At 42.5% G+C, this 19,450-nt stretch carries 22 protein-coding genes and 1 pseudogene; 13 read left to right on the top strand and 10 right to left on the bottom strand.

Annotation, left to right across the window (positions count from 1 at the left end; all coding sequences use genetic code 11):
- Positions 1–72 precede the first annotated feature (72 nt).
- From rpsF to EFK13_RS20950, 7 genes are all read left to right on the top strand, one after another.
- Complete coding sequence (gene rpsF / locus EFK13_RS20980) at positions 73–360, top strand: 30S ribosomal protein S6 (protein WP_014115888.1); 288 nt, start codon at positions 73–75, stop codon at positions 358–360.
- Positions 361–400: 40 nt separating this feature from the next.
- Positions 401–919: a single-stranded DNA-binding protein SsbA gene (gene ssbA / locus EFK13_RS20975; RefSeq protein WP_003219228.1), complete on the top strand. Its 519-nt coding sequence runs from the start codon at positions 401–403 to the stop codon at positions 917–919.
- 43 nt (positions 920–962) lie between these two features.
- Positions 963–1,202, top strand: coding sequence for a 30S ribosomal protein S18 (gene rpsR, locus EFK13_RS20970; protein WP_003219224.1), 240 nt, complete (start codon positions 963–965; stop codon positions 1,200–1,202).
- Positions 1,203–1,263: 61 nt separating this feature from the next.
- Positions 1,264–2,022: an exodeoxyribonuclease III gene (gene xth, locus EFK13_RS20965; RefSeq protein ID WP_129507006.1), complete on the top strand. Its 759-nt coding sequence runs from the start codon at positions 1,264–1,266 to the stop codon at positions 2,020–2,022.
- Positions 2,023–2,080: 58 nt separating this feature from the next.
- The gene (gene ccpB, locus EFK13_RS20960) at positions 2,081–3,016 is read left to right on the top strand and encodes a transcriptional regulator CcpB (protein ID WP_129507007.1); all 936 of its coding nucleotides are present in this window, start codon (positions 2,081–2,083) and stop codon (positions 3,014–3,016) included.
- A 55-nt stretch (positions 3,017–3,071) separates the two neighbouring features.
- Positions 3,072–3,452, top strand: a complete 381-nt coding sequence (locus tag EFK13_RS20955) for a VOC family protein (RefSeq protein ID WP_129507008.1) — start codon at positions 3,072–3,074, stop codon at positions 3,450–3,452.
- A gap of 17 nt (positions 3,453–3,469) precedes the next feature.
- Entirely contained in the window at positions 3,470–4,024 is a 555-nt protein-coding gene (locus EFK13_RS20950) for a sugar O-acetyltransferase (RefSeq protein WP_129507009.1), read from the top strand.
- A gap of 33 nt (positions 4,025–4,057) precedes the next feature.
- Here the strand turns inward: EFK13_RS20950 and EFK13_RS20945 are convergent, their stop codons facing one another.
- Complete coding sequence (locus EFK13_RS20945; protein WP_129507010.1) at positions 4,058–5,413, bottom strand: MFS transporter; 1,356 nt, start codon at positions 5,411–5,413, stop codon at positions 4,058–4,060.
- Between the two features lie 227 nt (positions 5,414–5,640).
- Between EFK13_RS20945 and EFK13_RS20940 the strand changes: the two genes are divergently transcribed.
- Positions 5,641–6,540, top strand: a complete 900-nt coding sequence (locus EFK13_RS20940; RefSeq protein WP_129507011.1) for a CPBP family intramembrane glutamic endopeptidase — start codon at positions 5,641–5,643, stop codon at positions 6,538–6,540.
- Here EFK13_RS20940 and EFK13_RS20935 read toward each other — a convergent pair.
- The 5 genes and pseudogenes from EFK13_RS20935 to EFK13_RS20915 form a co-directional block, all read right to left on the bottom strand.
- A pseudogene (locus tag EFK13_RS20935) lies at positions 6,537–8,627 on the bottom strand (thioredoxin domain-containing protein). The gene EFK13_RS20940 and the pseudogene EFK13_RS20935 sit on opposite strands and share 4 nt — an antisense overlap.
- Before the next feature lie 71 nt (positions 8,628–8,698).
- Positions 8,699–9,616 (bottom strand): DMT family transporter, encoded by a 918-nt coding sequence (locus EFK13_RS20930; protein ID WP_129507012.1) that lies wholly within the window; start codon positions 9,614–9,616, stop codon positions 8,699–8,701.
- Positions 9,613–10,029 (bottom strand): MerR family transcriptional regulator, encoded by a 417-nt coding sequence (locus EFK13_RS20925; protein ID WP_080474772.1) that lies wholly within the window; start codon positions 10,027–10,029, stop codon positions 9,613–9,615. Before EFK13_RS20925 ends, EFK13_RS20930 begins: the two co-directional genes overlap by 4 nt.
- 317 nt (positions 10,030–10,346) lie before the next feature.
- Positions 10,347–10,928, bottom strand: coding sequence for a YczE/YyaS/YitT family protein (locus EFK13_RS20920; RefSeq protein WP_129507264.1), 582 nt, complete (start codon positions 10,926–10,928; stop codon positions 10,347–10,349).
- Positions 10,929–10,939: 11 nt separating this feature from the next.
- Positions 10,940–11,368 carry a GNAT family N-acetyltransferase gene (locus EFK13_RS20915; RefSeq protein WP_129507013.1) on the bottom strand — a complete coding sequence of 143 codons (429 nt, stop codon included), beginning with the start codon at positions 11,366–11,368 and terminating at the stop codon, positions 10,940–10,942.
- A 120-nt stretch (positions 11,369–11,488) separates the two neighbouring features.
- Between EFK13_RS20915 and EFK13_RS20910 the strand changes: the two genes are divergently transcribed.
- Together EFK13_RS20910 and EFK13_RS20905 are read left to right on the top strand one after the other, a co-directional pair.
- Entirely contained in the window at positions 11,489–11,941 is a 453-nt protein-coding gene (locus tag EFK13_RS20910; RefSeq protein WP_129507014.1) for a MarR family transcriptional regulator, read from the top strand.
- Between the two features lie 207 nt (positions 11,942–12,148).
- A complete protein-coding gene (locus tag EFK13_RS20905; RefSeq protein ID WP_129507265.1) occupies positions 12,149–12,811 on the top strand; it encodes an MBL fold metallo-hydrolase in 663 nt (220 codons plus the stop codon).
- A 246-nt stretch (positions 12,812–13,057) separates the two neighbouring features.
- Here EFK13_RS20905 and EFK13_RS20900 read toward each other — a convergent pair whose 3' ends face one another.
- Entirely contained in the window at positions 13,058–13,636 is a 579-nt protein-coding gene (locus EFK13_RS20900; RefSeq protein ID WP_129507015.1) for a LysE family translocator, read from the bottom strand.
- Positions 13,637–13,764: 128 nt separating this feature from the next.
- Between EFK13_RS20900 and EFK13_RS20895 the strand changes: the two genes are divergently transcribed.
- Entirely contained in the window at positions 13,765–14,652 is an 888-nt protein-coding gene (locus tag EFK13_RS20895) for a LysR family transcriptional regulator (protein WP_129507016.1), read from the top strand.
- Positions 14,653–14,676: 24 nt separating this feature from the next.
- On the opposite strand, the gene EFK13_RS20890 is transcribed toward EFK13_RS20895, so the two are convergent.
- The 3 genes from EFK13_RS20890 to EFK13_RS20880 form a co-directional block, all read right to left on the bottom strand.
- Positions 14,677–15,156, bottom strand: coding sequence for a DUF2798 domain-containing protein (locus EFK13_RS20890; protein WP_129507017.1), 480 nt, complete (start codon positions 15,154–15,156; stop codon positions 14,677–14,679).
- Between the two features lie 82 nt (positions 15,157–15,238).
- Positions 15,239–15,676 (bottom strand): GNAT family N-acetyltransferase, encoded by a 438-nt coding sequence (locus tag EFK13_RS20885; RefSeq protein WP_129507018.1) that lies wholly within the window; start codon positions 15,674–15,676, stop codon positions 15,239–15,241.
- 14 nt (positions 15,677–15,690) lie between these two features.
- Positions 15,691–16,569 (bottom strand): LysR family transcriptional regulator, encoded by an 879-nt coding sequence (locus EFK13_RS20880; RefSeq protein WP_129507019.1) that lies wholly within the window; start codon positions 16,567–16,569, stop codon positions 15,691–15,693.
- 187 nt (positions 16,570–16,756) lie between these two features.
- Here EFK13_RS20880 and EFK13_RS20875 point away from each other — a divergent pair, with 187 nt between their 5' ends.
- Positions 16,757–17,956, top strand: a complete 1,200-nt coding sequence (locus tag EFK13_RS20875) for an MFS transporter (RefSeq protein ID WP_129507020.1) — start codon at positions 16,757–16,759, stop codon at positions 17,954–17,956.
- Positions 17,957–18,388: 432 nt separating this feature from the next.
- Positions 18,389–19,321, top strand: coding sequence for a class A beta-lactamase (gene bla, locus EFK13_RS20870; RefSeq protein ID WP_129507021.1), 933 nt, complete (start codon positions 18,389–18,391; stop codon positions 19,319–19,321).
- Positions 19,322–19,450: the final 129 nt, after the last annotated feature.

The following is a 19,450-nucleotide window of genomic DNA, read 5'->3' as shown; positions in this document are numbered from 1 at the left end:
AAAATTGTGAGTAATAGAATTATTGCTCCTTGCCCATTACGGGCCGCTTAGTCCAAAAGGAGGTGCAAACAGATGAGAAAGTACGAAGTTATGTACATTATCCGCCCAAACATTGACGATGAGTCTAAAAAAGCAGTTATCGAGCGTTTCAACAACGTTCTAACTTCTAACGGTGCGGAGATCACTGGAACAAAGGATTGGGGTAAACGTCGTCTTGCTTACGAAATCAACGATTTCCGCGACGGTTTCTACCAAATCTTAAACGTTCAAGCTGATGCTGCGGCAGTTCAAGAATTTGACCGTCTAGCTAAGATCAGTGACGATATCATTCGCCACATTGTTGTAAAAGAAGAAGAATAAGCAATTTTGAAATATATAATGGTAAAAGGTGGTCTTTCTTATGCTTAACCGAGTTGTATTAGTCGGAAGACTGACAAAAGACCCAGAGCTTCGTTATACGCCAAACGGTGCGGCTGTTGCCACGTTTACTCTTGCTGTGAATCGTACCTTTACGAACCAGTCCGGAGAACGTGAGGCCGATTTCATTAATTGTGTCACTTGGAGAAGACAAGCCGAAAACGTTGCAAACTTCCTGAAAAAAGGAAGCCTTGCAGGCGTAGATGGCCGTTTACAAACAAGAAACTATGAAAACCAGCAAGGACAGCGTGTCTTCGTGACCGAGGTCCAAGCTGAAAGTGTTCAATTTCTTGAGCCGAAAAACGGCGGCGGTTCTGGTTCAGGTGGATACAACGAAGGAAACAGCGGCGGAGGCCAGTACTTTGGCGGAGGCCAAAATGATAATCCATTCGGGGGAAATCAAAACAACCAGAGACGCAATCAAGGGAACAGCTTTAATGATGATCCATTTGCCAACGACGGCAAACCGATTGACATCTCGGATGATGATCTTCCATTCTAATGAGAATATCGCTTAAATTGACAAAGAAAGGAGGGAAATGACAATGGCAGGAGGACGCAGAGGCGGTCGTGCGAAACGCCGTAAAGTGTGTTATTTCACTTCTAACGGTATCACGCACATCGACTACAAAGATGTAGATCTTCTTAAAAAGTTTGTTTCTGAGCGCGGTAAAATTTTACCACGTCGTGTAACTGGAACAAACGCTAAATACCAACGTAAATTGACTGCAGCGATCAAACGCGCTCGTCAAATGGCTTTACTTCCGTACGTTAGCGGTGAGTAAGCTGATACGTAAAGAGCAAGGGCCTTCGGGTTCTTGCTCTTTTTATATAGGGGGATGAAACATGAAGCTGATTTCTTGGAATGTAAACGGCCTGCGGGCTGTCATGAGAAAGATGGATTTCCTTTCTTATCTAAAGGAAGAGGATGCAGATATCATTTGTCTTCAGGAAACAAAAATACAGGACGGCCAGGTTGATCTCCAGCCTGACGGCTATCATGTGTATTGGAATTATGCAGTGAAAAAAGGATATTCCGGCACGGCTGTTTTTTCAAAACAAGAGCCGCTGCGTGTCATGTACGGTATCGGAATAGAAGAGCATGACCAAGAAGGCAGAGTGATTACGCTGGAATTTGACAACATGTTTGTGATGACCGTTTACACGCCCAATTCGAAAAGAGGATTGGAGCGGATCGATTACCGCATGCAATGGGAAGAGGCTTTATTAGCTTATATTCTTGAATTGGATAAGAAAAAGCCGGTCGTTTTATGCGGCGATTTGAATGTGGCACATCAGGAGATCGATTTGAAAAATCCAAAGGCAAACCGGAAGAACGCTGGATTTTCTGATCAAGAAAGAGGGGCATTCACTCGTTTCTTAGAAGCTGGCTTTGTTGACTCATTCCGCCACGTCTATCCTGATCTTGAAGGCGCTTATTCCTGGTGGTCTTATCGTGCCGGCGCCCGGGACAGAAACATCGGATGGCGTATCGATTATTTTATCGTTTCCGAAGGGCTTAAGGAACAGATTGAGGATGCAGGCATATCAGCGGATGTCATGGGTTCCGACCATTGTCCTGTTGAACTTATAATCAATATATGATGAGATAGCAGTAAGGAATTTACACTTACTGCTTTTTTATATGAAAAAGGAGAAAGAGATGGCAAATATAAAAGAGATTGCAAGACTGGCAAATGTATCTGTTTCGACTGTTTCGCGTGTATTGAATCATCATCCGTATGTGTCAGAAGAAAAGAGAAAGCTTGTTCATCAAGTCATGCAGGAATTAGATTACACACCAAATCGAACCGCAATCGACCTCATCCGCGGGAAAACCCATACAGTCGGTGTGATTCTGCCTTATAGCGATCATCCCTGCTTTGATAAAATCGTAAATGGGATTACTAAGGCGGCATTTCAGCATGATTATGCAACGACCCTCCTCCCCACTAATTATAACCCCACTATCGAAGTCAAATATCTAGAGCTGTTAAGAACGAAGAAAGTAGACGGTCTTATCATTACATCCCGCGCTAATGATTGGGACAGCATTAGCGCTTATCAGGAGTATGGGCCGATCATTGCTTGTGAGCATACCGGAGATATTGATGTCCCATGTGCGTATAACGACAGAAAAGCTGCTTATACAGAAAGCTTTCGCTATCTAAAAAGCCGCGGACATGAGAATATCGCTTTTACATGCGTCCGAGAAGCTGACAGGAGTCCGAGCACGGCTGATAAAGCTGCGGCCTATCAATCTGTTTGCGGGAGGCTGGAAGACTGTCATATGCTGTCTGGATGCAATGATATGAATGACGGTGAGCGGGCAGCTGAGCACTTTTATACGAGCGAACGGGTTCCTACGGCTATTTACGCAAATAGTGATGAAGTGGCAGCAGGAATTTATGTATTTGCCAAGAAGAATCAATGGGATGTTGAAATCATTGGCGAGGGGAAATCTTCTATCAGCCGTGTTCTTGGTTTTCCGTCTCTTGATTTGAATCTTGAGCAGCTCGGCATCGCAGCATTTTCTTTATTCTTGCAGGATGAACCCGTTGATAGCAAAATTCAGCATCAATTCGAGAAAAAAGCTTGAACTGAAATGCATTTCATACCTTATAACTTCATTGAAGGTGAAGGAGGAGGAAGAAATGCGGATTGAACATACAGCAATCTGGGTCAAAGATTTAGAACGAACGAAGGCTTTTTATGAAACGTACTTTAATGGCAAAGCGAATGATCTGTATCATAATGAGAAAAAAGATTTTAAGTCTTATTTTATTGCGTTTGATTCCGGAGCAAGGCTGGAAATTATGAAAAAAGGAGATGTGGTTGATCCGCCTTCACAAACGATGACAGGCTGGGCGCATATTGCCTTTTCCGTTGGAAACCGGGAGAAGGTTGATGAACTGACTGATCGATTGAAAAAGGATGGTTTCGCCGTAGTAAACGGCCCAAGGACAACAGGAGACGGCTACTATGAAAGTGTGATTGAAGATGATGAAGGAAATTTGATTGAGATTACAATATGACGTCTGGAGTGACTTGAATGCTGAGGACAGAAAAAGAAAAAATGGCAGCCGGTGAATTATACAATCCGGAAGATCAACAACTATTACTAGAACGCAAACATGCGAGACAGCTGATTAGACAATATAACGAATCACCAGAAGATGATGCGGTGCGGACGGAGCTTTTGAAGGAGCTGCTTGGTTCGGTTGGTGATCAAGTCATGATTTTGCCGACATTTCGCTGTGATTATGGCTATCACATTCATATTGGAGACCATACATTTGTTAATTTTGACTGTGTCGTTTTAGATGTGTGTGAGGTCCGTATCGGACGTCATTGTTTAATTGCGCCAGGGGTACATATCTACACGGCCGGCCATCCTCTTGATCCGATTGAAAGGAAGACCGGCCAAGAGTTCGGTAAGCCTGTGTCAATTGGAGATCATGTTTGGATCGGAGGCCGGGCAGTGATTAATCCGGGAGTGACAATCGGTGACAATGCGGTGATTGCTTCAGGCTCTGTTGTCACTAAGGATGTACCCGCTAATACGGTTGTAGGCGGAAATCCGGCGAGGATGTTGAAGGAATTGTAAAGAGATCAGTGCGGCAGATCCGCACTGACTTTTTTAAATTTGTTTCGCATTGGTATTAGGGCCGAAGCAGATTAACAGCAAGGAGCATGCGAGCCAGCAGCCCCCGATAAATAAAAAGACGCTGACATAGCCGAGCTGAACGGCGATAAATCCGACGAGCAATGATCCGAAAATATTTGAAAAGCGGCCGAGGCCATAGGCTAAACCGCTGCCAGACGAGCGGTATTCAGTCGGATAAGGTTCAGATGTATAGGCGTATAAGTTCGAGGTGAAAACCCGTTCTGTGATATTCACGATAAAACCAAACACAATGATCATGATTGGAATAAAAGTCATGCCATATAAGAGGCCGGCGATGGCCGTCAAAAACGCGCTGGCAGCTAGAATCCATTTTCTTTGAAATCTTTCGGAAATCATTGAACCAAGCAGTGCGCCAAGCGGAGCCCCGACGGAGTGCAATACGTTATACCACAATGTATTTTCCATAGTGAAGCCATTGCTTTTTAGCAGGCTTGGAACCCAGGAGGCAAATCCGTAAAATCCAAACGTTTCAAAAATCCATACAGCAGATAAAATGATGGTGATTTTGAGGTTTCTTCCTTTCAATAACCCTGCGTAACCGGCATGCTGCTGAACGGAACTGTTTGCTTTAGGCTGAGCCGGTGCCGGAAGCGGGCCTTTCTCCTGTTCAACCTGCGCCTCAATTCGGTTGAGGATCGCATCAGCTTTCGCATATTCACCCCGATTTTCATGCCAGCGAGGGGACTCTTCCAGACGGCGGATGAAGAAAAAATAAATAAGACCGACGGCACCCCATACAAATACAAGCCGCCATCCCCATGAACCGAGTGGAATGACAAAGGCAGACACAATATTAGTGATCGGAACGCCGATCAATCCAATCATGGCACAGAAGGAAATATATTTTCCGCGGACACTGGAAGGGAAAAATTCCGCCAGATAGCTATTGGTAATGACCATGGCCGCTGCGACACCAAATCCGGTGAGAAAACGGAATGTCATTAAAGACGAGACGTCCCATGCTGCGGCATTGCATAGCGATGCGATTGAGAAAACAAAAACAAATAGATTTAAAGCTTTTTTGCGGCCGATTCGATCCGACAGCCTTCCACCCAGTGATGCGCCTAAAAACATGCCTAGAAACGAGGCCGCCGTTACGTTGGCAATGGTTGAAAGCGGGATGCCCCAATGCTCGATCAGCGCCGGCGCTACATTGCTGAGGGTAAATAAATCTGCGAGATCAAAGAAATAAACAATGCCGAGAGCGGTTAATACTTGAAAGTGGACACGTGAAATCGGAAGGCGGTCTAAACGATTCGCTGCGTTTGAGAAAGGATGTGTATGCTTCTGTCTGAAGATTGTATTCATATAAAACCCCCCTATTGAGTAGTAAGAAAAGACTGAAAACTTCTCTCTTGGAAATATTATAAGTATCTTGATTCATTGGCGACAGAGTTCAAATCACTAGATGGAAGAACTAAATTCACACTTTATATTTTCATTTCGCTTAAAAGATTTCCAAAACAGTAGATTCATAGACCAATTTATGCAAATATATAGTAATATTCTCATTGAAAGGAAGAGACATAGAAGAAATGAATTCATTTATCCGTCCTATAGAAGGAAACAATACGTTGTGGAGATATTTTTTCGCCTTTTTGGTGATGGTAGGTTTATATGTATTCGGGAATATTGCTTACCTTTTCGCTATACTGTTTACGGTTATTGTGAATCCCGATATCACGTTCGATTTGGATGAAGCTGTACTGAGTGATCCTCTGGTCGATCTTTATTTGTCTCATGTCATTTATTTATTTGCGATTCCGGGAGTATGGCTGGCTGTGCGCTTTATTCTAAAGCGGCCTTTTCGAACGGTCATTACGCCGAATGCAAAGATCAATTGGCGGAGAATTTTCTTTGGCTTTATTGCTTATTTCCTGCTGATGATCGCCGTACAATTGATTGATTTTGCGATTCACCCTGACAGCTATTCAATGCAAGATGTTGATGCTTCACGGTTTATATGGCTGTTAGCGGCGGCCGTCATTTTGGTTCCGATTCAAACATCGGCGGAAGAACTGTTTTTCAGAGGATTTTTGCTTCAAGCTTTCGGGAGAGTGACAAAAAACCCTCTTATTTTGACATTGATTGTCGGTGGCTTGTTTGGCGTATTGCATTTTGCTAATCCAGAAATGAACAATGGCGCTGTCTGGGCAGGAATTGAGTATTTAACATTTGGTTTTGTGTGGACGTATTACACGATTAAAACAGGCAGTATTGAAATATCTCTTGGCGCCCACGCCGCGAATAATATGTTTTTGTGTATGTTTATCACAGAAAAAAACAGTGTGTATGGAGGGATTCCCTCTTTATTTACGGTTACGCGGGGGAACACGATGTGGGAGGCTTTGTTTACAATAGCGGTCAATCTTGTTTTTGCGGGAATTGCTTTATGGTACCACAAGAAATCACAAAGTAAGCAGCAAGGGTCTTAATCCCTGCTGCTTATTAACGTTTGGATGGCTTCTTCGATATTTGTTGTCGGCTGCTGGCAGGCGAAGTTTTCGCAAATATACACGGTTGTTTTGCCGTCTATGATGCGGTAGTCTGCCGCGAATGGCGCAATGTCTTTGCATTGATCAGGATGCTCTGCCACCAAAATGGAGTCGTTGGGCTTAAAGGCTTTTTGAAGCGCAGCTATGATTTGTTTTCTGGCTGGATCGTCTGCGCTGCCAAAAATAACGATTTCCTTTTTAGGCATCACATGCTTTAACACGCTTTGCATAAAGAAAGCATGGCCGCTTGGATACGCGTCGATGTCCGGCTTGAACACGGAGAACATCGTTTCCGCTTTTTCGATCAGTGATAGGTTGCCTGTAATCTGTCCGAGACGGAGAAGCTGCACAGCTGCCACGCTGTTTCCGGAAGGCACGGCGCCGTCGTATACTTCTTTTTCCCGGACGATTAAGGCTTCTGCATCGTGTCCGGTGAAATAGAATCCGCCATGCTCCTCGTCCCAAAATAAGCTGATCATATCGTGTGTCAGCTTCTTCGCTTTTTCTAAATAAGAAAGATCAAACGAAGCTTCATAGAGATCGAGATAAGCCCATAAGAGAAAAGCGTAATCGTCGATAAAGCCTTTGTTTTTCACTTCGCCGTCTCGATACCGGACCATCACACGGCCATCGATGATTAAATGGTTTTCAATAAATGTGATAGCGTCTTTTGCTAAGCTGAGATATTTCGGTTCCTCGTATACCTTTGCCGCTTTGGCGAGACCCGCGATCATCAGCGCGTTCCATGACGTCAGCACCTTATCATCGACATGCGGATAGGTTCTTTCTTCTCGTGTCTTCAAGAGCCGCTGTCTTGCTTCCTCCAGCTTGAGGCGGAGCTCTTCTTCAGTTAAGCCGGCATCAGCTTTGAGTTGTTCCCGCTTTGTGTGAATCAGATTCGGAATATTCTTGCCTTCAAAATTCCCTTTTTCAGTGATGTCATACACTTGGCCATACAGCGTTCCGAGATCGTCTCCGAGTGTGTTCAGAATCTCTTCTTTTGACCAAACGTAGTACTTTCCTTCTTCTCCTTCTGTGTCCGCGTCTAAAGCGGAGAAAAAGCTTCCGTCTTCATGGGTCATTTCCCGCTGAACGAACGTAATGATCTGCTCACAAATCTCTTTATAGCGGCTGTTTTGCGTGACCTGATAGGCTTCTGTATAAGCAGTCAGCAGCAGCGCATTGTCGTACAGCATTTTTTCAAAGTGGGGAACGAGCCACTCGTCATCGGTTGAATAGCGGGCGAACCCATAGCCGATGTGATCGTAAATGCCGCCATTCGCCATGCTGTCCAGTGTTTTCGTCACGTTGTATAAAGCATTCTCCTGCCCTGTATTGTGGTAATAACGAAGCAAATACATCAGCATATGAGGCATCGGAAATTTCGGCGCTTGTCCGAAGCCGCCGTAGATCGTATCAAACCCGTTGGCAAGCTGCTGAAATGTCCGGTGAATCGCTGACTCGCTAAGGCCTTCGCCTGATTTTGCCGCTGTTTTGCTCTGCAAATGTTTAGCGGCGTTCTCCGCAATATCCTCAACATGCTCGCGGTCGTTCGCAAATGTCTCAGACAGATGCTCAAGCACATCAATAAAGCCGGGACGATTGAATTTACTTGTCTTTGGAAAATATGTACCCGCATAAAACGGCTTCTGGTCAGGCGTAATAAACACATTCAGCGGCCAGCCGCCCTGCCCGGTCATCAGCTGGCAAATTCTCATATAAACAGAATCCACATCCGGCCGCTCTTCCCGGTCGACTTTAATGGCTACAAACCGTTCATTGAGAAGACGCGCGATTTCTTCGTCTTCGAAGCTTTCGTGGGCCATGACATGGCACCAATGGCATGTTCTTTAGATTAGCCATCGTTAGCTATACCCAATAGATACGAGAACAGGCTTGTTTTCGCGTTTCGCTTTTTCAAATGCTTCTTCTCCCCAAGGGAACCAGTCCACAGGGTTGTGAGCATGTTGAAGTAAATAAGGAGACTTCTCAGCGATTAATCTATTGGGTTTACTTTTGTTTGGCATGGGATCACCTTCTTTCTATAATTAGTTTATATTTAACTTAACACGTTTTCTCAAAAATAATCCCTGTTATTTTATACAGCTGACTGTTCTTTAGTATTGTACTTAGGAATACGTAGTACCCCCGAAGCAGTTAAAACGCCTAATATAACTAACCCAGCCCCAATAACTTGAAATACCTTTATTGGTGTTCCAACAGCAAATGAAATAATCATCGTTACGACGGGAACAAGGTTGAAAAATAAAGAGGTTTTACTTGCCCCAATCTCCTTAATCCCCTGATTCCACCATAGGTAACCCAAAACACTTGTAAAGAAAGCCATAAAGGCAATTGCTCCCCAAACTCCAATCGGGATGTTCGGCAAAGAAACAGGATTGGATGTAAATAAGGAAACTACTATTAAACTAACAGCACCGATAACCATCGTATAAGTGGTTGTAGATAGCGGAGTTCCATCCTTTACAAACCGGCGTCCAAGTACACCATAAAGTGCCCAACAAACGTTACCTGAAAAGATGATTAAGTCTCCGCCTGAAATTGATAAGGTTTTAATGGTTTCGATAGAACCTTGTGTAATCACTAACAATACACCGATGAAAGCAAAGAATATACCGAGCCCTTGTTTTTTTGTCATTTTGTCCTTTAAGATCATTCGAGCGAGAATCGCTGTTAATAAAGGATTCAGCCCCATTATTAATGCCCCGTTAACGGGAGATGTATATTTCAACCCAACAAAAAACAATGCATTAAATCCAAAGATTCCTATAATTCCAAGAACAATGTATGAAACGGCGTTTTTCCGTAATTGACTCTTGTTTATACCTTCAGTAAAAATCAAAATGATAAGCATCACTGCAGCCGCTAAACCGAAACGCCATGCCGCTGAAGACGATGGAGAAAAATATCCAACTGTATATTTTGCAAGATTAAAAGTAGCTCCCGTGAAAATAGAGAAACCAAGTAACATCAGGTATATATTTAAATGTTTCATTTGTTTTCCACTTCCTCTTTCAAAATTGAATAATATGTATCCAGTTTTCCTTTTGTAGTAGAAATCACTTCTTCCAGCTCCCTTTTTTTAATTTCCATTTTCTCTAAGTGCTTGGTTAAAATCTCAATACGTTTATTTATAGATGGGGAGAGTTGTGCCGATTTAACATCCGAACTGATTTTTTCCAAAATGCATCCGTCTTTGACAAACTCATTAATATCCTCCAAAGACATACCTGTTTCCTTTAAACTTTTCAGGAATAACATGAACTGAATATCAGTCTCCGTATAAAAACGCCTTCCGCTGTTTTTTCGTTTTGGTGGTGGAAGCAACCCAATCTTTTCGTAATATCTTAATGTATACGAACTAATACTAGTCTTCTCAGCAGCTTTACTAATGGAATACAACAACATCATCCCTCTCATTTAATTAAAGTTAGTTTACAATTTAGAGTTAACTCTAAGTCAAGCAAATAAAAAAACCTGCTACCGCATGGGTACGGATTACAGGTTTTAGAAAATGAATGACATAAAAGGTAACTGTATTATTTGAACAAATGGTATTACGATTTAAAATGGCTTATGTTATTCCACAGTTGATTATCCTGGGGCATTAATGGGCTAGTCGAAAAGCCGACGCTGACGAGAACCGTCTTGTTTTCGCGATTTATTGTATTGGCTGGGAAGTGTTCTTCTTTTTATTAGCAATCCCACACAATTAATTGATATGTTTAAAAACACCGTTCAACAAAAGGCATTAAAAAGTGAAGGATCATACCTCCTAAACAAACTGTTAAAAGGGTTCCGATACCGATAGGGCCATTAAAGATAATAGCTAATACTAAGAAAAGAGCATAGACCAATGTTCTTGAAAATAAGATTGTTCTTTTGGAGAGATCACGGATAATGAGTGTTAAATGATCGATAGGTGTTGATGCAAATGTCGTCTGAAGATAGATCGCTGTTCCAAGACCGATGAGCACCAAACCAATTCCGAAACAAGCCAGTTTGCTAAACCACATGCTCGGATCAATCGTGCTTTTTACAACAAACAACCATAGGTCAATGCCAATCCCAGTGATGAATGCAGTAATCAAGCCTAGCAGAATAGGTTTTTTTCTCGTTAATATAGAGTTACAGAGTAAGAGGATCACAGAAATAAGGACCTCCCAGCTTCCTACTGTAAGGCCGACTTCTTCTGAAAGGCCAACCAAAAGGGCATCGAAGGGGGATGTCCCCAGCCCTGATTGTATCGTTAAAGTAATGCCTAAACTTAGTACGAGGATACCTAATCCATAATACATATATTTCATTTTATTAGCGATCATTCTTTTGTCATCAAGACGTGCGGGATGCCGTCTTCCATAAATTCCTGTGAGGTAATCTGGTAGCCCAGTTTTTTATAAAAGCCTGCTGCCTGTGTTTGCCCATGCAGCTTAAATGCGGAAATGCCTTTTTCTTTCATGATGTTTTCTAACCTGCTTATAATAACTTTGCCCAAGCCGTACTTACGGTAAGGTTTAAGGATGCAGATTCTTTCCAACTTACCTGTCTGATCAACGATGCGCACACGGCCTGTGCCGACAGGAAGATTTTCATGGTATACCAAGACATGCTGGCATTGTTCATTGAGCGTATCGAATTGGTCGAACTCATCGGATTCAGGCACTTGCTGTTCTTCAATAAATACCGTTTTTCTAATATCCTTAGCAACATGTAAATCAGTTTCAGTTGTTATTCTTTTTATATTCATAATGGATCAATCCTTTTCTGATATTAGTCTGGACTGCGCCGCATGCATATGGTCTTATAATAGTAAGGTTAAAACAATTTTGTTGTAATTGCAACAAAAAATACGTGAGGGGTTTTAGGAATGAATGACATTTTGCGAGAGATCGGCATGATAGCAAGAGCGTTGGATTCCATAAGCAATATTGAATTTAAAGATTTGGACTTAACAAGAGGGCAGTATCTTTATCTTGTACGTATATACGAAAATCCGGGGATTATTCAAGAAAAATTGGCAGAAATGATCAAAGTCGACCGAACAACAGCCGCGCGGGCTATAAAGAAACTAGAAATGCAGGGATTTATTCAAAAACAGCCGGATGAGCAAAATAAAAAAATAAAAAAACTGTTCCCGACCGAGAAAGGGAAAAAGGTGTATCCATTGTTAAGAAGAGAAGGAGAACATTCCATGGAAGTGGCTTTGTCCGGCTTTACACCTGAGGAAAAGGAAACTATATTTCAACTCGTTCACAGAGTGAGGAAAAATGTAGAACGTGATTGGGAGTATGTGAAGAAGGGGAACAAAAGGGATTATTAATGGACAAAATTTAACCTTTTAAAAAAAACACCTTAGTAAAGGGGTATTGCCCTTCAGTATCTACAAAACCAAATATGAGTCAGCAAAGGACCAATCTCCCAGTTCGATCACCTCACAATGCAAGTTACAAAAATGTGCGTAGTTACATATTTAATTGATTTGCATTACAGTAATGATATCAAGAAATTTCCAAAGGGAGTGGTTTTGATGAACTTGAGACAGCTATCAGAACATGTCTTTCAATGTGAATTTGAGCTTGATGAACCTATTCATATCCCGGTTCATACTTGGTTTATTAAAGATGGCGATGATGTTTATATTGTTGATACAGGGATAGAACGTTTTGTTGATGTTCAAATTAGGGCAGCGTTAGCGATCGGCAATCCAAAAGCCATTTTGCTTACCCATGGCCACAGCGATCATATCGGAGGTGCGTCAAAATGGTTAGAGAGATTTGATATTCCAATTTATGCCCACCAGAAAGAACTTATATATATCAATGGGGAAACGCCTTATCCGAACAAAAATGAAGTGGAGAACACAGGGGTAGCCCATATTGTCCAGCCGCTGACGGAGCAAACGCTTGCTCACTTGCCTCTGCAATACTATTTAACACCAGGGCATTCTCCCGGGCATGTTGTGTATCATCATCAAACAGATCGTACTCTATTAACAGGAGATCTTTTTATCACAAGTGAGGAGGATTTACACCCGCCTATCAGAAGATTTAGTGTTGATATAAATGAGAACATCGATAGCGGTGCGATCATAGATGAAATCAAGCCAACGCTCATTTGCTCGTCACATGGCGAAGAAATTCTTTATAACGAAGAGTTGTATAAAAACTATGTGTTAAAGTACAGAGATTAATGGAAGTAAGAAAAAACATACCAAAGAATATTGGTATGTCTAGAAAGATGAATTAAAAGATACACAGATATCTCAATCAGTGTCTCTTAAACAGAAAGAATCGGGCCGAGTGCACCGGTTCTTTTTATTGGGCTATCCTCGACCTTGACGTTCGTTTTCTTGATGTGTATCTTTAGGTTTGAATTCCTGACCGGCCCACATGAAAGTTTGATTTTCTGCTTGCGCCAAACGTCTTTTTATAACGTGCTAGAGATAAATACTGACAGCAGAATAAACAAGCAGCAAACACATGATGATGCGAAATGCCTTATCGTGTTTCTCAAAGAGTTTTTTGAATACAGAGCCAAATCCTGACCATAACAACAGCGCCATCCAGCCGAGAATTATGGCTAATGTGAGATAAAAAATAATCGATGTCATGGAATGCTGGAATGGAAGGATAAAAGCACTCATCAATGTTAAGAAGAACAAAATGCTTTTGAAGTTGATCATTTGAAAAATAAAACCTGATAGAAAAGAAGAATGCACATCTTCAGATTCTTTTTTTGCTTTTTGGGACAAACCGACCTGCCATGCCAAATAAAGCAGATAGACTGCACCCGCTATTTTGAAGTATGGCTCCGCAACCGGAATCCATTTGTATAGTCCTATCGTAAATACACCGCTTAGAATCCCCAGAACTGCAAAACCTGCCAAAATTCCGCTATTAAAACGCCATGACCCTATAAAGCCAAACCGCCGCGCTTCATTCATCATTAAGATGTTGCTTGGGCCGGGTGTAATGGATGTCAAAAGCACATACGAAAGAAAAGCTATTAGACTCATCAAATCACCTTCATTTACTAATGTCGTACGGAGCAGTTTTTATTGTATGATAATGATATGTATAAATAAAATTGAAATATAAAAAAGCAATATCATTTTTTTCGATAGATCATAAAAGGAGCAATCGAATGGAGATCAGACATCTTATCACGTTTCAGGCCATCGTAGAGCAGGGGAGTTATACTGGAGCCGCGGCGAAGCTAGGTTATACGCAATCCACGATCACCACTCACGTTCAAGCGCTTGAGCAGGAGATCGGCGGGGCATTATTCACGTATGAGAAACGGAGTGTAAGGCTTACTGCTTTGGGCAGAGAATTGATCCCTTTAGCCGAGGATTTACTGTCAACGTACGAGCAGATCAAAAATATGCAAAGCGTTCACGAAGTTAAGGGTGTATTGAAAGTGGCTGCCCCTGAGTCGTTAACCATTTCCAGACTCGGACCGATCATAAGAGAATTTTCACAGAAATATCCTCATGTCAAAATTATCTTAAGCAACGGCACATGCGGACAAAATCAGGTGGATTTATTAAGCGGACGGGTGGATATCGCGTTAATGGTCTATCCGGAAATTCATATCGAGAAATGCGTTCATTACACGTTAACCGAGGAGAAGATTGTCCTTGTGGGCAGTATGGATGGGCCGGATCATTTTGATGATTGCAAACAAGAAAACAGCAGCCGATTCTTTATCACAAATGAAGAGGGCTGCAGTTATCGGACCATGTTTGAAACATATCTTGTGAAGCATGATATCCGCAGCTTTCAAACAATGGAGCTGTGGAGTATCGAAGCGATCAAACAAACGGTCATGAGCGGGCTTGGGTTTTCTGTTTTGCCTTATATCACAGTGAAAGAAGAAGTGGAGGCGGGCAAGCTGAAAATGCTCCATCATGCTGAAACCTTTGATCCGCTTTACTCTCATATGTTACTGAAAAAGAAAAAATGGCAGCTGCCTGCAGCCGAGGCTTTTGCGGAGCTTGTGTTACATTCAATTTGTGGGGAAAAGGAGTGAGTGTAACGCTCACTCCTTTTCTATTTAAATAGCAGCTGTGAGCTTTGGTTTTACAAATTTCATAAAAATCCCTCTGACAAGCGGTCCCATAATCAGTAATTGCAATGGATAAGCTAAGATGAAATTTTTCAATACAATCATCAGATAAGCGTTGAAGACGCTGTCCCCATTTAGCCCATTTGATAAAGCTGCTGTCACTAAACCGAACACAGACATACAAAGCACCATGCCGATCACCATACACGTCGATATGGCAAGGATCACTAATACTTTTTTTGACTTGTCGAACGGCAAGCTGAAAGCAATCTTTTTGGCAAGTGGGCCTACTAACAGTAAATCTAACAGCAGTGCGATAATAAAACCGATGACCATTTCAAAAACGGTCACCAGTGAAACATCATGAATGGCTCCGTTGATGCAGGCATTGTAAATCGACATGACGCAGACCATTCCAAAACACATCATCACGCCAAAGATCAGGCCTTCTTTTTTATTTGCTGGCATACAATCATTCCTTCTCTCAATAATCGGTGATTAGTATACCAATGAAGTACTAACGCTCATAAGTGACAAATTTGTGAACAATTTATCGGCCATCTTGTTTTGTCATTAGCACATGGGGGATGCCGTCCAGCATAAATTCATCAGATGCTGTCTGATAGCCGAGTTTTTCATAAAAGCCTGCCGCCTGTGTCTGGCCGTACAGTTTGAAGGCTGAAATGCCTTGTTCTTTCACAATGCGTTCTAACACATCGACGATCACTTTGCCCAGCCCGAATTTGCGATAGGGCTTCAAAATGCAGATTCTTTCCAGTTTGCCCACGTGATCAACGATACGGACACGGGCTGTGCCAACGGGTTCATTCTCGTGATAAACCAAAATGTGCCGGCAATCTCCGCGGAGTGTATCGAACTCATCGAATTCATCGGAAACGGGACAGCCTTGTTCCTCAACAAATACTGCTTTTCTGATTTCAAACGCTGTATGTAAATCATGTTCTGACGTTATTCTCTTCACATTCATGATGTAACTCCTCCTTACTCAGCAAAATGGCTGATGACATACTCTTTAAAGGTCTCAGCAACCGGTGATAAAATTCTGCCTTTTATCCAGGCGATGCCGATGACACGCTGACATTCCGGCCAGCTGACAGGGATTTTTGTGATTTTGCTTTGGTCTAAGCCTTTCAGGTCGGGCAGAATGGATATGCCCAGTCCGGCCGCCACAAAACCTGCCGCAGTGGCGGCTTCTTCCCCTTCAAACATAATGTTCGGCTGTATATCGGCTTTTTCAAACAGCTCATCGACCGTCATTCGAAGCGCGTAGCCCTTTTTCAATAAAATAAAACGCTCCCCGGCAATTTCATTCAGGGTAATGCTTTCACGATGGGCTAACGGGTGATCGTTTGGAACAAATACAAATAGTTCTTCACTCCACAGCTGGATCCATTGGATTGTTTTTTCCGGCTTGATTGAAGCGAGGAGACAGAGGTCCAGATCTCCGGACTTTAATTGTTCGAGCAGCCAATAAGAATGGTTTTGCTTCAGCTGAAAGGAAATGTTGGAATATTCTTGCTGGAAGGAGCCGATGAGATCGGGCACAAGCGTTGTCCCTAATGTATGTAAAAAACCGAGAGACACCTCACCTTGGTCTGGCTTTAATAAGGCTTGGATTTCCTCTTTTCCTTCGGTGTACTCCTTCATCATCGCTTGAACCCGCCGTAAAAAGATGTGACCGTATTTATTTAAAGTAATGGATCGTCCCTGCCTGTCGAATAGCGGGACGCCTAAGTGGTTTTCCAGCCTGGCGATAGAGCGTGAAAGCGCGGGCTGTGTGATGGAGAGGCTTTTTGCCGCTTTTGTCACGTGCTGCATCCGGGCCAGTGTTTGAAAATATTCAAGCTGTTCCCATTCCAATCATCATCCCTCCTCTATTACATATAAGCATGAAAAGGATATTTTATATGCATTATACAACATATATTAACGGTGCTAAGATAAATGTATAAACAGACTCGAGAATGTTTGAATTCGTAGAAAATAAAGGATGGTTGTTTATGAATTGGAGTGCTCAACATCATGCGGAGGGGCCGATGAAGTCCCGATGACATATATTCAAAAAGGAACACCGGTTTTTCGTAAAATTACGTTTGCTTTCTTTGCCGCGGGTTTTAATACATTTGCGATTCTTTATTGCGTACAGCCGCTTATGGAGGAATTCACGCGGGACTTTCATGTAACGCCTACGGCGGCGAGTCTTTCTTTATCTGTTACCACAATGCTGTTAGCTGTGAGTATGCTTGTCTTTGGCTCATTGTCCGAGGTGTGGGGGCGCAAGCCGATTATGGCTATATCAATGCTGGCCGCATCTGTTCTTTGTCTGGCGTCGGCTTTCAGCCCCAATTTTCATACGCTGCTCGTATTGAGAACCATTCAAGGGATTGCGCTCGCCGGCCTTCCTTCGATTGCGATGGCTTATCTCGGAGAAGAAATTGAACCCGGAAGCCTTGGATCAGCGATGGGGCTGTATATCAGCGGAAACGCGATCGGCGCCGTTTTTGGAAGGATCGTGTCAGGTCTCCTGAGCGAATACTTTACTTGGCATGTAGCGATGGGGTCAATTGGTGTGATTAGTTTGATCGCAAGTATAATATTTTTTATGAATTTGCCTCCATCCAGGCATTTTACGCCGAGAAAATTGGAGTTCGGACAATTGGGCTTGTCTCTTATCAGCCACTTGAAGGACCGAAAACTATTAAGCTTGTTCCTGATTGGTTTTTTGCTGCTCGGAAGCAATGTGGCATTGTTTAACTACATTGCGTATGTGCTGTTGGGACCGCCGTATTCGTTTAATAAAGCGTTTGCCAGCTGGATTTTTATTGTGATGATTGTAGGGATTTTCAGCTCGTCTTTCATTGGTAGAATGGTTGATCAATATGGCTACCCGAAAATCTTAATGATGAATATCTTCATCGTCATCGCAGGTGCTTTATTAACGGTAAACAGTGTGTTAGCAGTGAAAATTCTGGGGATTGCGCTCTTTACATTCGGCTTCTTCGGCGGGCATTCAGTCGCCAGCAGCTGGGTGGGCAGAAGAGCCTTGCACAACAAAGCGCAGGCGTCATCGTTGTATTTGTTCTTTTATTACGCCGGTTCAAGTGTTTGCGGAACGGTCGGCGGGCTATTCTGGTCTGCTTTTCACTGGCTGGGTGTCGTTGGCATGATCATCTTCATGCTGCTGGTTGCGTTATGGCTGTCGGGATACTTGGCTAGAAGTGTGAAAATGTCCGATAAAGCGTTATGACTGATGTAAATTGTCCTGATACGTATTGATTTTCTTTTTGGTTAAGGCAATCATTTGTATCCCTTTCTTCCAAGGGGGTATATCGCCATTAAGCCAAAAAAAACAGTTTTCCCCAAAAACGAAAAAATGAGCTTCTTTGAGGAGGTCATTTTTTTCTGGCTTCTCTCTGACGAAGCCTCTTTTGTAACGGGGCCTGCGTAGACAATCGATGGAGGAACGTCTGCTGGTTAATAGTAAAGCTATTTCATGTATATATAACTTCTCAATGCCCTTCCAGATTGCTTGATGTGCGCCCTTTAAGATAGACATAGATAAAATTTCTAAGTAATCTATGTATGTATCTTGGGGTGCATTTTTATATGGAAAAAAGGACAAAATGATTCCTTTAGAAAGAAACACATACTATATTTTTTAGAAAGAGGTTGAGTTTTAATGAAATCGTTAAGCAACATTTTTCGTACTTCAGTATTCAGAAAAATGCTACCTGTCCTATTTCTTTCATGTGCAACGCTTGTAGGCTGTTCAAACAATAACGTCGATGCTGAATCAACTAAACCGCCCAAAAAAGAAACTTCCAGCAACCATAATTTTTCCAAGCTTGAAGAAGAATATGATGTTAAACTTGGTGTCTTTGCGCTGGATACTGGTACAAATCAAACAGTAACCTATCATCCAGATGAGCGTTTTGCTTATGCATCCACTCATAAGGCTCTAGCTGTAGGAGCACTTTTACAACAGAAGTCAATAGAAGAGCTGAATCAAAGAATTACCTATACACGTGGGGATCTTGTCAATTATAATCCGATCACAGAAAAGCATGTTGATACGGGGATGACCCTGAAGGAGCTTGCCGATGCTTCTCTTCGATACAGTGACAATACAGCTGGAAACCTTATCCTGAAACAACTGGGTGGACCGGCTGGGTTTAAAAAGGCACTGGAGGAAATGGGTGATAATGTAACCAACCCTGAGCGATTTGAGCCAGATTTAAATGAAGTGAATCCAGGTGAAACTCATGATACGAGTACAGCAAAAGCACTTGCTACCAGTCTCCAAGCTTTTACACTCGGAGATGCACTCCCAACTGAGAAACGTGAGCTTTTGATAGATTGGATGAAGAGAAATACTACAGGAGATGCTTTAATTCGTGCCGGAGTGCCGAAAGGTTGGGAAGTGGCTGATAAGACTGGAGCAGGATCATATGGTACGCGAAATGACATTGCGATTATTTGGCCGCCAAAAGGAGATCCTATTGTTCTTGCCGTACTTTCAAGTCGTGATAAAAAAGATGCTGATTATAACGACAAGCTCATTGCTGAGGCAACAAAAGAAGTCATTAAGGCCCTTAAAGTCAAAAATAAATAGGAAATGATTGTACTAAAAAGGTTATGTTCATAGCCTTTTTAGTAGGTTAATTCCTCATAGGTGACCGTCGGGCTGTGAAACAGATCGGAGAAATATGACGCAGTCCGATTTTAGTTGGAACCTATAAAT

The organism is Bacillus cabrialesii (assembly GCF_004124315.2).
Taxonomy (GTDB): Bacteria; Bacillota; Bacilli; order Bacillales; family Bacillaceae; genus Bacillus; species Bacillus cabrialesii.
The sequence above is the reverse complement of the archived record's forward strand: the minus strand, read 5'-3'. Positions and strand labels throughout refer to the sequence as shown.

Excerpts from the sequence above, each read along its gene's own strand:
- bla (WP_129507021.1), top strand. The coding sequence starts at position 18,389 with ATGAAATCGTTAAGCAACATTTTTCGTACTTCAGTATTCAGAAAAATG.
- EFK13_RS20915 (WP_129507013.1), bottom strand. The coding sequence starts at position 11,368 with ATGAATATAAAAAGAATAACAACTGAAACTGATTTACATGTTGCTAAG.
- EFK13_RS20940 (WP_129507011.1), top strand. The coding sequence starts at position 5,641 with ATGAATTCATTTATCCGTCCTATAGAAGGAAACAATACGTTGTGGAGA.
- EFK13_RS20900 (WP_129507015.1), bottom strand. The coding sequence starts at position 13,636 with ATGAGTCTAATAGCTTTTCTTTCGTATGTGCTTTTGACATCCATTACA.
- EFK13_RS20950 (WP_129507009.1), top strand. The coding sequence starts at position 3,470 with ATGCTGAGGACAGAAAAAGAAAAAATGGCAGCCGGTGAATTATACAAT.
- EFK13_RS20945 (WP_129507010.1), bottom strand. The coding sequence starts at position 5,413 with ATGAATACAATCTTCAGACAGAAGCATACACATCCTTTCTCAAACGCA.
- EFK13_RS20930 (WP_129507012.1), bottom strand. The coding sequence starts at position 9,616 with ATGAAACATTTAAATATATACCTGATGTTACTTGGTTTCTCTATTTTC.
- EFK13_RS20895 (WP_129507016.1), top strand. The coding sequence starts at position 13,765 with ATGGAGATCAGACATCTTATCACGTTTCAGGCCATCGTAGAGCAGGGG.
- EFK13_RS20885 (WP_129507018.1), bottom strand. The coding sequence starts at position 15,676 with ATGAATGTGAAGAGAATAACGTCAGAACATGATTTACATACAGCGTTT.
- EFK13_RS20920 (WP_129507264.1), bottom strand. The coding sequence starts at position 10,928 with ATGAAATATATGTATTATGGATTAGGTATCCTCGTACTAAGTTTAGGC.
- EFK13_RS20875 (WP_129507020.1), top strand. The coding sequence starts at position 16,757 with ATGACATATATTCAAAAAGGAACACCGGTTTTTCGTAAAATTACGTTT.
- ssbA (WP_003219228.1), top strand. The coding sequence starts at position 401 with ATGCTTAACCGAGTTGTATTAGTCGGAAGACTGACAAAAGACCCAGAG.
- EFK13_RS20905 (WP_129507265.1), top strand. The coding sequence starts at position 12,149 with ATGAACTTGAGACAGCTATCAGAACATGTCTTTCAATGTGAATTTGAG.
- EFK13_RS20910 (WP_129507014.1), top strand. The coding sequence starts at position 11,489 with ATGAATGACATTTTGCGAGAGATCGGCATGATAGCAAGAGCGTTGGAT.
- EFK13_RS20890 (WP_129507017.1), bottom strand. The coding sequence starts at position 15,156 with ATGCCAGCAAATAAAAAAGAAGGCCTGATCTTTGGCGTGATGATGTGT.
- EFK13_RS20925 (WP_080474772.1), bottom strand. The coding sequence starts at position 10,029 with ATGTTGTTGTATTCCATTAGTAAAGCTGCTGAGAAGACTAGTATTAGT.
- rpsR (WP_003219224.1), top strand. The coding sequence starts at position 963 with ATGGCAGGAGGACGCAGAGGCGGTCGTGCGAAACGCCGTAAAGTGTGT.
- xth (WP_129507006.1), top strand. The coding sequence starts at position 1,264 with ATGAAGCTGATTTCTTGGAATGTAAACGGCCTGCGGGCTGTCATGAGA.
- rpsF (WP_014115888.1), top strand. The coding sequence starts at position 73 with ATGAGAAAGTACGAAGTTATGTACATTATCCGCCCAAACATTGACGAT.
- EFK13_RS20955 (WP_129507008.1), top strand. The coding sequence starts at position 3,072 with ATGCGGATTGAACATACAGCAATCTGGGTCAAAGATTTAGAACGAACG.
- ccpB (WP_129507007.1), top strand. The coding sequence starts at position 2,081 with ATGGCAAATATAAAAGAGATTGCAAGACTGGCAAATGTATCTGTTTCG.